The sequence below is a fragment of the Streptomyces sp. NPDC048389 genome, assembly GCF_040706335.1.
In the GTDB taxonomy this organism is placed as follows: Bacteria; Actinomycetota; Actinomycetes; order Streptomycetales; family Streptomycetaceae; genus Streptomyces.
Genome location: NZ_JBEZKP010000046.1, coordinates 1 through 14,359 on the forward strand (window position 1 = coordinate 1; position 14,359 = coordinate 14,359).

The 14,359-nt window shown below is 70.5% G+C and carries 12 protein-coding genes; 7 read left to right on the forward strand and 5 right to left on the reverse strand.

The window, feature by feature from the left end; genetic code table 11:
- Window positions 1–180: 180 nt before the first annotated feature.
- The 5 genes from AB0903_RS25945 to AB0903_RS25965 are packed head-to-tail and all read right to left on the reverse strand — an operon-like array spanning window position 181 to window position 5,614.
- The gene (locus AB0903_RS25945; protein ID WP_366706701.1) at window positions 181–1,491 is read right to left on the reverse strand and encodes a DUF58 domain-containing protein; all 1,311 of its coding nucleotides are present in this window, start codon (window positions 1,489–1,491) and stop codon (window positions 181–183) included.
- Between the two features lie 8 nt (window positions 1,492–1,499).
- Entirely contained in the window at window positions 1,500–2,483 is a 984-nt protein-coding gene (locus AB0903_RS25950; protein WP_366706703.1) for a MoxR family ATPase, read from the reverse strand.
- Window positions 2,480–3,709, reverse strand: coding sequence for a DUF4350 domain-containing protein (locus tag AB0903_RS25955; RefSeq protein WP_366706705.1), 1,230 nt, complete (start codon window positions 3,707–3,709; stop codon window positions 2,480–2,482). Before AB0903_RS25955 ends, AB0903_RS25950 begins: the two co-directional genes overlap by 4 nt.
- Complete coding sequence (locus AB0903_RS25960) at window positions 3,706–4,392, reverse strand: DUF4129 domain-containing protein (RefSeq protein WP_366706707.1); 687 nt, start codon at window positions 4,390–4,392, stop codon at window positions 3,706–3,708. Before AB0903_RS25960 ends, AB0903_RS25955 begins: the two co-directional genes overlap by 4 nt.
- 4 nt (window positions 4,393–4,396) lie before the next feature.
- On the reverse strand, window positions 4,397–5,614 hold the full coding sequence (locus tag AB0903_RS25965; protein ID WP_366706709.1) for a hypothetical protein: 1,218 nt from the start codon (window positions 5,612–5,614) through the stop codon (window positions 4,397–4,399).
- Between the two features lie 182 nt (window positions 5,615–5,796).
- Between AB0903_RS25965 and mtnA the strand changes: the two genes are divergently transcribed.
- From mtnA to AB0903_RS26000, 7 genes are all read left to right on the forward strand, one after another.
- A complete protein-coding gene (mtnA, locus tag AB0903_RS25970; RefSeq protein ID WP_366706711.1) occupies window positions 5,797–6,942 on the forward strand; it encodes an S-methyl-5-thioribose-1-phosphate isomerase in 1,146 nt (381 codons plus the stop codon).
- A gap of 4 nt (window positions 6,943–6,946) precedes the next feature.
- A complete protein-coding gene (mtrA, locus tag AB0903_RS25975) occupies window positions 6,947–7,636 on the forward strand; it encodes a two-component system response regulator MtrA (RefSeq protein ID WP_319020203.1) in 690 nt (229 codons plus the stop codon).
- Window position 7,637: 1 nt separating this feature from the next.
- Window positions 7,638–9,635 carry an MtrAB system histidine kinase MtrB gene (gene mtrB, locus AB0903_RS25980; RefSeq protein WP_366706713.1) on the forward strand — a complete coding sequence of 666 codons (1,998 nt, stop codon included), beginning with the start codon at window positions 7,638–7,640 and terminating at the stop codon, window positions 9,633–9,635.
- Window positions 9,625–11,478, forward strand: coding sequence for an LpqB family beta-propeller domain-containing protein (locus tag AB0903_RS25985; protein ID WP_366706715.1), 1,854 nt, complete (start codon window positions 9,625–9,627; stop codon window positions 11,476–11,478). The genes mtrB and AB0903_RS25985 overlap by 11 nt, the downstream gene beginning before the upstream one ends.
- Window positions 11,479–11,556: 78 nt before the next feature.
- Window positions 11,557–12,282 carry a ComF family protein gene (locus AB0903_RS25990; protein WP_366706716.1) on the forward strand — a complete coding sequence of 242 codons (726 nt, stop codon included), beginning with the start codon at window positions 11,557–11,559 and terminating at the stop codon, window positions 12,280–12,282.
- A gap of 332 nt (window positions 12,283–12,614) precedes the next feature.
- Entirely contained in the window at window positions 12,615–13,307 is a 693-nt protein-coding gene (gene raiA, locus AB0903_RS25995) for a ribosome-associated translation inhibitor RaiA (protein ID WP_366706718.1), read from the forward strand.
- A 204-nt stretch (window positions 13,308–13,511) separates the two neighbouring features.
- Complete coding sequence (locus AB0903_RS26000; protein ID WP_366706720.1) at window positions 13,512–14,276, forward strand: response regulator transcription factor; 765 nt, start codon at window positions 13,512–13,514, stop codon at window positions 14,274–14,276.
- The last annotated feature ends 83 nt before the right edge of the window (window positions 14,277–14,359 follow it).

The window sequence follows — 14,359 nt, forward strand, 5'->3', positions numbered from 1 at the left end:
ACTGCAGGGGGGACCCTGTGGGAGAGTAGGACGCCGCCGAACAATTGTTGTGGGAAAGCCCCGTGCCTCTGGTGCGGGGCTTTCCTGCGTTCCGGGCCGATTCACCACCAGGCCCACCCCGGCACCCCCTGCACCGGCCGGCGCCGGCCGGTCGAGACACCGCAGAGAGGGGTATCGGGCTCAGAGGCGTCCGGCGGCCTTGAGCGCGAGATACGCATCGGCAAGGGCGGGGGCGAGCTTCTCCGGTGTCGCGTCCACTACGGTCACGCCGTGGCGCTGCAACTGCTCCGCCGACCGGCGGCGCTGGGTCTGGGCCTGCGTCCCCGCAGCAGCGTCATAGACGCCTTCGGCGGAGCCGCGGCCGCCGGTCATGGTCTCGATGTGCGGGTCCGCCGCGGAAGCCACCAGGACCGTGTGCCGCTGGGTCAGCTGAGGAAGTACGGGCAGCAGCCCCTCCTCGACCGGAGCGGCTTCGAGGCTGGTCAGCAGGACGATGAGTGATCCGCGGGGAGCGTTCCGCAGTGCGGCCGCGCTGAGACCACGGGCATCGGTCTCGACCAGCTCCGGCTCCAGGGGAGCGAAGGCGCTGACGAGAGCCGGCAGGATGTCTCCGGCGGAACGCCCGAGGACCTGGGCGCGGACGCGGCGATCGTAGGCCAGCAGGCCGACCCGGTCGCCGGCGCGGGAGGCGAGTGCGCTGAGCAGCAGGGCGGAATCCAGCGCGGCGTCCAGGCGGGGCACGTCTCCCACTCGGCCGGCCGAAGTCCGCCCGGTGTCGAGGACGATGAGGATGTGACGGTCACGCTCGGGTCGCCAGGTGCGGACTGCGACCGTGGTCCGGCGTGCGGTGGCCCGCCAGTCGATGGAGCGCGTGTCGTCCCCGGGCACATAATCGCGGAGGCTGTCGAACTCGGTGCCCTGCCCGCGAACGAGGACGCTTGTGCGGCCGTCGAGTTCGCGGAGGCGTGCCAGCCGTGAGGGAAGGTGCTTCCTGCTCGTGAACGGTGGCAGGACGCGGACCGTCCACGGCACCTTGTGGTTGCCCTGCCGGGCTGCCAGGCCCAGCGGGCCGTAGGAGCGCACCGTGACGTGTTCGGCCTGGCGGTCGCCGCGTCGCGTGGGCTGCAGGAGCGTGGTGAGACGGCGGCGCTCGCCTGCCGGAACGGTCAGCCTGTGTCGCGAGGCCGCTTGCTCCGTTCCCGATTGCCAGCTGCTCGGCGGCCAGGCATCACGGATCTGGGCCCGCAGGGGACGCCCGGAGGGATTGGTGACGGTCAGCTCGACCCTGGCAGCGTCACCGAGTCGAACAGTTGTGTCACCACTTCGGGTGAATCGGAGCGTTCGCACTGGCGCGGCGAGGGCGTAGTCGCACAGGATTGCGAGTGAGAGAGGCGCGTTGACAGCGAGCATCCCCGTCCAGCTCGGGGCGAGGATGCCCACGGGGAGAGAGCCGAGAGCGGCGAGGAGCGCTGTCCGTCCGGTGAGGGCCATCGGTGGCCTCAGCGGGGGACGGGGACGTGGGCGAGGATCGCGGTGATGACGGAGTCGGCGGTGACTCCCTCCATCTCCGCCTCCGGCCGGAGTTGGAGCCGGTGCCGCAAGGTGGGCAGAGCGAGGGCCTTCACATCATCAGGGATGACGTAGTCGCGCCCGGTGAGCCAGGCCCACGCACGGGCGGTGGACAGCAGGGCTGTGGCACCTCGAGGGGAGGCGCCCAGAGTGAGTGAGGGGGATTCGCGGGTGGCACGGCAGATATCGACGACATAGGCGGCGATGTCGGCGGAGACGGACGTCTTGGCGACGGCGGCACGCGCCGCTTCCAACTCTGCGGGACCGGCGACGGGACGCACCCCCGCCGCATCGAGGTCCCGAGGATTGAAACCGTCGGCGTGTCGGGTCAGGACGTTGATCTCGTCCTCGCGGGAGGGAAGAGGAACGGTCAGTTTGAGAAGAAATCGGTCCAACTGGGCTTCGGGAAGGGGGTAGGTGCCTTCGTACTCGACAGGGTTCTGTGTCGCTGCGACGAGGAACGGTTCGGGGAGGGGGCGCGGTGTTCCGTCGACCGTGACCTGTCGTTCCTCCATCGCTTCGAGGAGCGATGACTGGGTCTTGGGCGGAGTGCGGTTGATCTCGTCGGCGAGCAGGAGGTTGGTGAACACCGGCCCGGGCTGGAATGAGAACCGGGACGTGTGCGTGTCGTAGACCAGGGACCCGGTGACGTCGCTGGGCATCAGGTCGGGGGTGAACTGGACGCGCTTCGTGTCGAGTTCGAGCGATGCCGCCAGAGCCCGTACCAGCAGAGTCTTGGCGACGCCGGGTACGCCTTCGAGCAGCACATGGCCGCGGCAGAGCAGGGCCACGACGAGTCCGGTGACAGCGGGGTCCTGGCCGACCACGGCCTTGGCGATCTCGGTGCGCAGTGCCTCCAGGGAGGAGCGTGCGCGGTCCGAGCTCTCGGCTGTCTCGGGGGTCGGGGCGCTCATGAGGTGCGTACCTCTCTTTCGAGGGCGTCGAGTTGGTCTGCGAGTCGTACAAGGGCTGTGTCGTCGGCCGGGGGCGCACCGAAGAGCAGCTCACGGGTGTCACGCTCCCCGCCGGGGAGGCGCGCCGAGATCGCGGGAAGCAGCGCTTCAGGTGAGTGGGTCTCGGCCGCGGAGACGCCGAGGAGTGGGGCGAGGCGGGTCCTGGTGGCGGCACGGAGCGAGGCTGCTGCACGGTCGCGGGCGTTCACCTTGCGGTAGAGACGGGCGCGTCCTTCGGTGGCCTCCGAGGCGCGGATGGCGACCGGCAGCCGTTCGGCGACCAAGGGGCCGAGCCGGCGTGCACGCCAGACGGCGGCGAGGACGGCGGCCACGGCAAGTTGCAGGGTGCCCCACAGCCAGCCACCGGGGATCAGGTCGAAGAACGTGCCCTGGCTCTCGCCCTCGGCGTCTCGGCCACTGCTGTCGTCGCCCCCGTCCGCCGGCTCCACAGCGGAGGGATCGTCGAGCGAAGGGATGTACCAGATCAGTTCAGGGCGGGAACCGAGGAGTTGCAGAGCGAGGGAGGCGTTGCCGTGCTCGTCGAGACGATTGTTGTACAGGATGTCGGGGGAGCCCAGGAGGACGGTGTCGCCGTCGTCCTGGCCTGCGATCCTGACCAGGGAGGGCAGCCCGTCGGTCGGGTAGCAGTTGTCGGTGCGGGGGGCGTCGGTCGTGTACCGCTCGCCGCCGACTTCGGCGCTGCCGGCGCTGAGGGCGACGGGGAGGTCGCATTGAGGGCTGCGGACGGAGACGTCCGTGGGGGAGCCGGCGTCGACACCGGGGGCCAGTGTTCCGACGGAGGGCCGACCCGGTGCGATCAGCACCGTGCGGCCGCCCGAGGAAGCTGTCGCGGACCGGAGGCGCTGTTGCTGGGCCTCTGTGAGCATGTCGGGTTGCGTGACGAGGACGGTGGTGCCCGGGCCGGCCGCAGTGGCGGCGTCGTGGAGGGTGGTGACGACCCGGGTCGAGACCCCGCGGTCCTCGAGGAGTTCGGCGACGGCACGGCTGCCGTACTGGTCCGCGGAGCGCGGGTCGAGTCGGCCGTGATGGTCACCGGACCGCAGGGCGGCCATGGTGATGCCGGCCACGACGAGGAGTGCGAGCGCCAGGAGCAGCCCACGGACCCGGTTCCATACCTGGCGTGCGGAAGGCGACATGGAGGTGGTGCCGTCGGTGAGCCCGGTCATTCGGCCGCTCCCTGGGCAGCGTCGGCGGTCAGGGGCTTGGCGCGCTCCAGCGCGAGGTCCAGTTCCCGGAGGCGTTCGTACGCCTGCCGGTCGGCGGTGCGACCGCCGTACGTGACGTCGTCGAACGTCCGGGCGGCCGCGCGCAGTTCGTCGGCGTGGCCGGGGAGCGGACGGCCTGCCTCCGCGGCGGCCTCGTCGGCGGTTCGGCCGGGTCGCGGATCGAGGAGGGTGCGCTCCTCCAGCGAGCGGACGACGGCGCGCATCCGTTCCTGCACGGCTTGGTTCCAGCGTTCGGCGGCGGCGTGTTTCTCTGCTGCCGCGCGGTGTGCGGAGGCATCGCGCGGGCGGTCGTCGAAGAGCGAGTCGGAAGTGTCCGCCGTCCGCTGGGGTTTACCGAGCCGCCACCAGAGCGCAGCCACCAGAGCGGCGACGACGAGAACGATGACGATCAGCCCGAGCGCGCCTCCCGGAGCTCCGCCCGACACGGAGTTGAAGAGACGGTCGACCCACTCCCAGAAGCGGTTGAGGGCGCGCTGGAGAAGGCTGGGGTCGTTCTCGTGGTACATCGGCCGGGACAGTTCCCGCTCCGCCGCCTCGCGGGCGGGAACGCGTGGAATGTCCACCGGTACGTCGTCGCTCACCCGGACCAGCGGTGCTGCCGTCGTGCCCCCCGTGCCCAACACCGCATCAGCCTCCGGTGGGTTCGGAGCCGGGCGGTGCCGCGCCGTAGCCGGGGAGGTCCGCTGCGCGGGCGAGTTCGAGGTCGAGGGCCTCGCGGCGGATGCGCTGGTCCACATAGAGGAGGACCGTCACGCCTGCGGTGATCGGGTAGGTGATCGACGCGGCGATCACGGAGCCGATGCCCGTGATGATCAGGAAGGCCCAGCCGAAGTCCGGGCCGGTCCCGGTGAGCAGATCGCTCAGCCCGACCCCGTCCACCGCGAAGGCGATGATCGTGAACGGGATGGCGATGACCACGTTCACCAGGAAGGCGAGCAGCAGGGTCAGGAGCGTGATGCCGAAGATGCGCCACCAGGCGCCCTGGACCAGCTTGGCAGAGCGGCGCAGGGAGGCGATGACGCCCTGGCGTTCCAGCACGAGCGCGGGAGACGCGAGGGAGAAGCGGATCATGAGCCAGATGAGGACGGTGATCGCGGCAATGCCGCCCAATACGGAGAGCAGGACCCCCGCACCACCGATGAGCACACCGGGCAGCATGCCCACCGTCATGATGGCGATGCTGCCCAGGGGCAGCAGCAGAGTGAGACCCAGCAGGTGGGGCAGCCGGGGCCGGGCCTCGCGCCACGCCTCGGCGAGGGTCACCGGCCGGCCCAGTACGGAGCGGCTGATGACCACGGTGAGCAGGGCAGTGGTGAGCAGTGTGCCGATCAGCGTGATCAGCAGGGCGGGGCCCAGGGCCACCAGGCTGGCCTGCAAGGAGTCGACCGACTGCTCCAGGGCCTCCTCGGGCGTCGCGTCGGGATCGACGGCCGGCGGTTCCGGGAGCAGGTAGCGCTCCACCAGGATGCTGCAGATCTGGGAGACGACCGAGACCGTGACCGTCACGCCGAGGACGGTGCGCCAGTGGGCCCGCATCGTCGACACCGCGCCGTCGAGGATCTCACCGACCCCCAGGGGGCGCAGTGGGATGACTCCCGGCTTGGCGGCCGGAGGTCGGCCCCAGCCGCCGTCGTACCGGCCGCCGCCGCCCCGTCCCGGCTGCGGTGGCCCGGGGGCCTGGCCGGGGCCGGTCGGCGCGGACCACTGGCCGGGAGCGGGCTGTTCCTTGGACCACTTCTGGGCGGGACCGTTTCCGTCGGCGGGTGGGGCGGGGTGCGGCACGCCGGTGCTCTGGCCTTCGGAGGGAGCCGATCCGGGCGATGCCCAGCCCGGGGTGTCGTTCACGGTCGTCCACCTCATGGATTGGCGTCGGGGCCGGCTCGTCGAACCGGCACGTTCACGGTGCCCCGCCGCCTGTGCGGGCAGCTGGCTGGCTGCCATCGTGCCACGCGTGGCCGGTCGGCGGACCGGCGCCCGGGTCACCTTCGCACCTTCTTTGTCCGAGCCTCACCGGGCAGACTGGGCGGATGGCTGATCAGCATGTACAAAACCAGGTGGTCGCCGAGCCGTCGAAGCTTCCGGTGCTGCGTTGGGACGAGCCGCCCGAAGGGCCCGTACTGGTACTTCTCGACCAGACCAGGTTGCCAGCGGAGGAGGTCGAGCTGGTCTGCACCGACGTTCCTGCCCTGGTGCGCGCAATCCGCACGCTCGCGGTGCGCGGGGCCCCTGTGCTCGGCATCGTCGGTGCCTACGGCGTGGCGCTCGCCGCGCTGCGGGGATTCGACGTGGAGGAGTCCGCCGAGCTGCTGGCGAGTGCGAGGCCCACCGCGGTGAACCTCGGGTACGGAGTGCGGCTGGCGGCGTCGGCGCACCGGGCGGCCGTCGGCCAGGGTGCCGGCGCCGAGCAGGCGGCCAGGGCAGCGCTTATGGCGGCCAAGGACCTGCACCGCCGTGACGCCGAGGCGAGTGCGCGGATGGCCGCGCACGGTCTGGCGCTGCTGGAGGAACTGCTGCCCGGGGGCGGCCACCGGATCCTGACGCACTGCAACACCGGAGCGCTGGTGTCCGGCGGTGAGGGGACGGCTTTCGCCGTGGCGCTCTCCGCACACCGGGCGGGGCGGCTGCAACGGCTGTGGGTGGACGAGACCCGGCCGCTCCTGCAGGGCTCGCGGCTGACCGCCTACGAGGCGGCGCGCAACGGACTGCCCTACACGCTGCTGACGGACAACGCCGCGGGCTCGCTGTTCGCGGCCGGAGAGGTGGACGCGGTACTGGTCGGCGCGGACCGGATTGCCGCGGACGGCTCGGTGGCCAACAAGGTCGGCAGCTATCCGCTGGCGGTCCTGGCCAAGTACCACCACGTACCTTTCGTCGTGGTCGCGCCGACGACGACGGTGGACCCGGCGACACCGGACGGGGCGGCGATCGAGGTGGAGCAGCGACCGGGGCACGAGGTGACGGAGGTAACATCCCCGCAGTCCGCAGTGGCCGGCGCCGGAAGGGGCGGGCTGTCCGTGGCCCCTGTGGGAACCCAGGCGTACAACCCCGCGTTCGATGTCACGCCACCGGATCTGGTGACCGCGATCGTCACCGAGGAAGGGGTGTTGTCGCCTGTCACCGGGGTCGGAATCGCGGAGCTGTGTGCCAGGTCACGCCAGGTAACGATTAGCTAATGGGATGATTGCGTTTATGAAGGGACGAGTCCTTGTCGTCGACGACGACACCGCACTGGCCGAGATGCTCGGCATTGTGCTGCGTGGTGAAGGTTTCGAGCCGTCGTTCGTAGCGGACGGTGACAAGGCGCTTGCCGCTTTCCGGGAGGCCAAACCCGACCTTGTGCTGCTGGACCTCATGCTGCCCGGACGGGACGGCATCGAGGTGTGCCGGCTCATCCGTGCCGAGTCCGGTGTTCCGATCGTCATGCTGACCGCCAAGAGCGACACGGTCGACGTCGTGGTCGGTCTCGAGTCGGGAGCCGACGACTACATCGTCAAGCCGTTCAAGCCGAAGGAGCTGGTCGCCCGGATCCGGGCGCGGCTGCGGCGGTCCGAGGAGCCCGCGCCGGAGCAGCTGACCATCGGTGACCTGGTCATCGATGTCGCAGGCCACTCCGTGAAGCGGGACGGGCAGTCCATAGCGCTCACTCCGCTGGAGTTCGATCTGCTGGTCGCGCTCGCGCGCAAGCCCTGGCAGGTGTTCACCCGAGAAGTGCTGCTGGAGCAGGTGTGGGGATATCGCCACGCCGCGGACACCCGGCTGGTCAATGTGCATGTGCAGCGGCTGCGCTCGAAGGTCGAGAAGGACCCGGAGCGCCCGGAGATCGTGGTGACCGTCCGTGGTGTCGGTTACAAGGCCGGGCCGAGCTGACATGCCCGATGGCAGCGTTGCTCCCGGGCCCGGCGAGCCGGCGGCCCGTAAGGAGCGGGCTGCCGGACCGGGGCATGGGCCCAGGCGTCTCGGTCGTCTGCTGCACGGCGGACGGCTGCTCCAGGAAGGCGCCCCCAACGGGCCGGTGCCGCGGCTCGTCATGCGCTGGGTGAGGCGCCCGCTGCTGCCCGCGGTGCGGCTGTGGCGGCGGAACATCCAGCTCCGGGTGGTCGTGAGCACCCTGCTGATGTCACTCGGCGTGGTGGTACTGCTCGGATTCGTCGTCATCGGCCAGGTCCGCAACGGCCTGCTCGACGCCAAGAGCAAGGCGGCGCAGAGCCAGGCGGCCGGCGGCTTCGCCGTGGCCCGGGAGAAGGCGAACGCCCCGATCGGTCCCGGCGGCGGAGGCGACGACAACGCCGAAGGCGCGAACGCGCGCACGTGGCGTTCCGATCTCGTGGTCCAGCTGTCCAGCGGCGGCCAGGGCGCGTTCAACGTGGTCGCGCTCAGCGCCGACGCGCAGGGCGCGGGCGCCAGCCGCGCGCCGCGTACGTCCGGGGCGGTGGACCCGGCGAGCATCCCGCAGGACCTGAGGGACGCCGTCAGGCAGGAAGCGGGGACGTTCGAGACATACCTCAGCATCCGGTACACGGACAACGGGCTCGAAGCGGAACCCGGGCTTGTCGTGGGCACGCAGCTGAACGACATCGAGGGCACCCCGTACGAGCTGTACTACGTCTTCCCGCTGGCGCAGGAGGAGCAGTCGCTGAATCTGGTCAGAGGCACCCTGGCGACGGCAGGACTCTTCGTCGTCGTGCTGCTCGGGGCGATCGCCTGGCTGGTGGTGCGGCAGATCGTCACCCCGGTCCGGATGGCGGCCGGTATCGCAGAGCGCCTCGCGGCCGGCCGGCTCCAGGAGCGGATGAAGGTCACCGGCGAGGACGACATCGCCCGGCTCGGCGAAGCGTTCAACAAGATGGCGCAGAACCTCCAGCTGAAGATCCAGCAGCTGGAGGAGCTGTCCAGGATGCAGCGTCGTTTCGTCTCGGACGTGTCGCACGAACTGCGTACGCCGCTGACAACCGTGCGGATGGCCGCCGACGTGATCCACGAGGCGCGCAGCGACTTCGACCCGGTGACCGCGCGCTCCGCGGAGCTGCTCGGTGACCAGCTGGACCGCTTCGAGTCGCTGCTCTCCGACCTGCTGGAGATCAGCCGATTCGATGCCGGAGCGGCTGCCCTCGAGGCCGAGCCGATAGACCTGCGTGAGGTGGTGCGGCGGGTCATCGGCGGTGCCGAGCCGCTGGCGGAGCGCAAGGGCAGCCGGATACGGGTGGTCGGCGACGAGCAGCCGGTCGTCGCCGAGGCGGACGCCCGCCGCGTCGAGCGGGTGCTGCGCAATCTGGTGGTCAACGCCGTCGAGCACGGCGACGGCAAGGACGTCGTGGTCCGTATGGCCGTGGCCGGCGGTGCGGTGGCCGTCGCGGTGCGGGACTACGGGGTGGGGCTCAAGCCGGGTGAGGCGACCCGCGTCTTCAACCGGTTCTGGCGGGCCGACCCGGCGCGGGCACGGACCACCGGTGGTACCGGTCTCGGACTGTCCATCGCCGTCGAGGACGCGCGGCTGCACGGCGGCTGGCTGCAGGCGTGGGGTGAGCCGGGCGGCGGTTCGCAGTTCCGTCTGACCCTGCCGCGTACCGCGGACGAGCCGCTGCGGGGCTCGCCGATACCGTTGGAACCGCAGGACTCGCGGCAGAACCGGGAACGTGCCGGTTCGCAGGCGGAGCCCGGGGTGAACGGGCATCGGCTGGCGTCCGTGCCCGTTCAGACGGCGTCGGACCGCTCCCCGCTGCCGCCGCGCACGGCGCCCCCGGAGGTGGACCCGACGGCGCTGCCGGGCAACGGGTCCCGCGTGGTCGCACGGCCGCCGGGAGAGCGGGGCACTCCCCCCGCCGCACGGACTTCATCGGAGCGGGAGGACACGACTCGTGGGCGCTGACCGCCGTCGTACCAGGCCGGGACTGCGGCGCGTATCGGCGCTGCTCGGCTGCAGTGGTGTGCTGCTTGCCGGGTGCGCCTCGATGCCGGACTCCGGCGACGTCCATCCGGTGAAGGCGTCGCAGCGGGCCGACTCGCAGGTGCGGGTGTATGCGGTGCCTCCGCGGAAGGACGCCTCTCCCGACGAGATCGTCACGGGCTTTCTGGAGGCGATGACCAGTGACGACACCAATTTCGACACGGCGCGCTCGTATCTGACGCCCGAGGCGTCGAAGAAGTGGCGGCCGGAGGAGAGCACGACGGTGCTGGCGGCGGCCCCCGACCCGGGCACGCCGGTGTCCGGGCAGCGGGACAACCCGGGAATGAGCTATCCGCTGCTCGGTCGGCACATCGCCACGGTCGACGCCCAGCACGCCTATCAGCCGGTCACGCCGAGTGAGTACCGCAGGACGATCCACCTGTCGCAGACGACCGGGCCCGACGGGAAGCAGTGGCGTATCGACAGCCTGCCCGCCGGGCTGCTGCTGGGCGCGTCCGACTTCGAGCGCAACTACCGGTCGGTCAACAAGTACTACTTCGCCTCCGGGCGCGACGTCATGGTCGCCGACCCGGTCTACATACGGCAGCGACAGGACCCGGTGACCCGTATGGATCCGGTGACGCAGGCCGTCAAGGCGCTGCTGGAGGGGCCGACGAACTGGCTGAAGCCGGTCGTCGAGTCGCGGTTCCCCAGTGGCACGGGGATGCAGTTGAAGGACGGCACCACGTCGCTGGCCTTCGACGACCGCAACGGACTGCAGGTCCCTCTCGACGACAAGGCGTCCCACGTGGGGCGGACGCAGTGCCTGAAGATGGCCGCGCAGATCCTGTTCACGATCAAGGACCTCTCGTCGGCCAGGCTCGAGCACGTGGAGCTGCTGCGCTCGAACGGCTCTCAGCTGTGTGTGATGAACGCCGGGCAGGCCGAGGGGTACGCGCCGGACCATACGGCCGGCAGGCCCGACCACCAGTACTTCGTGGACAGCGAGCAGCGGCTGGCGCTGATCGCGGCCGGCGCCTCGGAGACGGACGAACCGCAGAACGTGGTGGGACCGTTCGGCGACGGCCGTCTCGGACTGGGCACGGTGGGTGTTGCCAGGGACGAGCACAAGGCCGCGGCTGTCTCCGCAGACTTCAGCAGTCTGTACGTGGCGTCGATCGTCTCCAACAGTGAACTGGACCAGCCGGTGCTGACCAGTTCCGGCAAGGGGATCGACAACCGCCTGTCCGCACCCAGCTGGGACGGCCGTGGGGATCTGTGGGTGGCCGACCGGAATCCGGCCCAGCCGGAGCTCAAGCGACTCGGGCGCGGCGCGGACACAGCGGAGCCGGTGAAGATCGTTCCGAGCCTGGCCGGGGCGCGGATCGAGGCCGTGCGGGTGTCGGCTGACGGCGTACGCATCGCGCTGCTGCTGACGAAGGACGGCACGACGACGCTGAGGATCGGCCGGGTGGAACGGCACGGAGGCGGCGACGACACCGTGGTGACCGTCACCGAACTCCGGCGTGCCGCGCCGCAGATGGAGACCGTGACAGCGGTCTCCTGGGCGGGTCCGAGCCGGCTCGTGGTCGTCGGCAAGGAGGCCGGCGGCGTGCAGCAGGTGCGCTACATCCAGACGGACGGCTCGAACGTCCCCAAGGGGATCCTGCCCGGCCTCAACCAGGTGAAGGCGGTCGCCGCGTCCGACGACGAGAGTCAGCCGCTGGTGGCGTACTCGCAGGAGGACGGCATCGTCCGGCTTCCCGCCGGCGCCAACTGGCAGACGCTGGTCAAGGAGGGGACCTCGCCGGTCTATCCGGGATAGGCCCCGTCCGGCGAGCGTCCGGCCGCGGTTGTCCACAGGGGTGGCGGGCGGCCCGCCACCCCGGCCACAGTGGTCTCCATGAGGGCGTGGTGGCGCGAGATCTCCGGCCTGGTGCTCCCCGTCGCCTGCGGCGGCTGCGGTGCGCCCCGTACGCAGCTGTGTGTGGAGTGCGCGCACGTGCTGCACGGTCGCATGGCGCGCAGGGCCCGGCCGGTGCCCGAGCCGGCGGGGCTTCCCGCGGTGCACGCCGCCGCTGCCTACACGGACTCGGTCCGCGCCGTGCTCCTGGCGCACAAGGAGCGGGGTGCGCTGGGACTGGCCGGTCCGCTGGGCGTGGCGCTGGCCGGAGCGGTACGTGCGGCGGTGGCGGACACGGCGGGGCCCGGCGGCCCGCTGTTCCTGGTGCCTGTTCCGTCGGCGCCGCGCGCCGTCAGGGCGCGCGGGCAGGACGCGGCACGGCGGATCGCGCTCGCGGCGGCGGGCGAGCTGAGGCGTACGGGCAGGGCCGCGCAGGTGCTGCCGGTGCTGCGGCAGCGGCGCCGTATGGCCGACCAGGCGGGGCTCACGGCCGACCAGAGGCTCGCCAACGTGGCAGGGGCGCTGGGGGTGCGGGCCGGCGGCGCACGCCTTCTCACGGGCGGCAGGACGGTCCTCGTGGACGATCTCATGACGACCGGGGCGACGCTGGTGGAGGCGGCGCGGGCACTGAGTGCCGTGGCGGGGCCGGATTCCGGTCGGGAAGTGTGGCCGAGTGCCGCAGTCGTCGCCGTTTCACCGCTGTCCTTCGAATTAAACCGGAACTGACTGGGAACCTGCATCGTTGCAGGTAGTAAGAGAGCAAGGACCCCTGATCGGAGGTACCTCCGGGTAGCGGGTGCCGACATCCGTCCGAGAGAGCTATGTTCGGGTGTGAGGAAAGGCGAGAGCCTGACCCTCGAACGGGCTGCCGGTTTCCCGGCCGGGGAAGAGCGGCGGCAGCCCCTCGAAAATTGGGGTGGGTGGAGATCTTGTCGACTGGGGAGGAGGAGGTGAAAGTCGCCAAGTCCGAGGCTCCGGAGAACACCGGAGTCTGGTGCAAGAGGGAGATGCTCCGCAGCCGATGAGCGGGCGGAGTGAATCCGGGAACGGAGTTCTGCGTGGACATCGTCGTCAAGGGCCGCAAGACAGAGGTGCCCGAGCGGTTCCGCAAGCACGTGGCCGAGAAGCTGAAGCTGGACAAGATCCAGAAGCTCGACGCCAAGGTGATCAGCCTCGACGTCGAGGTGTCCAAGGAGCACAACCCGCGGCAGGCCGACCATTCCGACCGTGTGGAGATCACACTCCGTTCGCGAGGCCCCGTGATCCGGGCCGAGGCAGCGGCAGCCGACCCGTACGCAGCGCTGGACCTCGCTACCGGCAAGCTGGAGGCAAGGCTTCGCAAGCAGCACGACAAGCGCCACAACCGACGTGGCAGCGGCCGCCTGTCCGCAGCCGATGTGGCCGATTCCGTACCCGGCGTCGCCGAGCTGAGTGCGACGAACGGCCGGCCCCTCACCGAAGAGGCGACACAGTCCGTGCCCACCACCAAGATCGGGTCGATCGAGGTGCAGGGCGAAGGGCCGCTGGTGGTCCGCGAGAAGCTGCACACCGCGGCACCGATGACGCTCGACCAGGCGCTCTACGAGATGGAGCTGGTCGGACACGACTTCTATCTCTTCGTCGACTCCGAGACGAAGCAGCCCAGTGTCGTCTACCGGCGGCACGCCTACGACTACGGCGTCATCCACCTGGAGACCGACCCCCTGGCCGGGTCGGAGGCCGGCGGCGCCGGAGGCGCGCTCGGCGGCTGACGCCGGGATGCCCAAGGTCTGTCGGTGACGAATTCGGTGCCCCTGGAGCGCGTTGTGCGCCCCCAGGGGCACCTCGTGCGACCGGCAGGCCAGCGCTCTGCCCCCGGGCATGAAAGCATGGCGTCAGAAGCAACCGGTGCGCCCCGCACAGACGTTGGCGAACCACACATGATCTTCGGGCCACGGCCTTCAGGGGGAGGAACGATGGCGGACGGATTCGGTCCGGTGCACGGCGGCGCGGGCCACCCCGGTGAAACCCACGCAGAAACCGCAGCGCACTGCGACGAGGACACCGGAGGCTCCGGAAAGGAGCCGATCCGGGTCCTTGTCGTGGACGACCATGCGCTGTTCCGGCGAGGACTCGAGATCGTCCTCGCGCATGAGGAGGGCATCGAGGTCGTCGGCGAGGCCGGCGACGGGGCGGAGGCCGTGGACAAGGCGGCGGATCTGCTGCCGGACATCGTGCTGATGGATGTCCGGATGCCGAAGCGAGGCGGCATCGAGGCGTGCACCAGCATCAAGGAGGTGGCCCCGAGCGCGAAGATCATCATGTTGACGATCAGCGACGAGGAGGCCGATCTCTACGACGCGATCAAGGCCGGAGCCACCGGCTACCTCCTCAAGGAGATCTCCACGGACGAGGTCGCGACCGCCATTCGCGCGGTGGCGGACGGGCAGTCGCAGATCAGCCCCTCCATGGCGTCCAAGCTGCTCACCGAGTTCAAGTCGATGATCCAGCGCACCGACGAGCGCAGGCTCGTGCCGGCGCCCCGGCTCACCGACCGGGAGCTGGAGGTGCTCAAGCTCGTGGCCACGGGCATGAACAACCGCGACATCGCGAAGGAGTTGTTCATCTCGGAGAACACGGTCAAGAACCATGTGCGCAACATCCTGGAGAAGCTGCAGCTGCACTCCAGGATGGAGGCCGTGGTCTACGCGATGCGAGAGAAGATCCTCGAGATCCGGTAGCCGCGTCGGCCCGTTGACCGACGCCCGGCTCAAGGGATCGCCCCCCGACCGTGGAACGACTCCCGGACCGTGGAGTGGCCGTG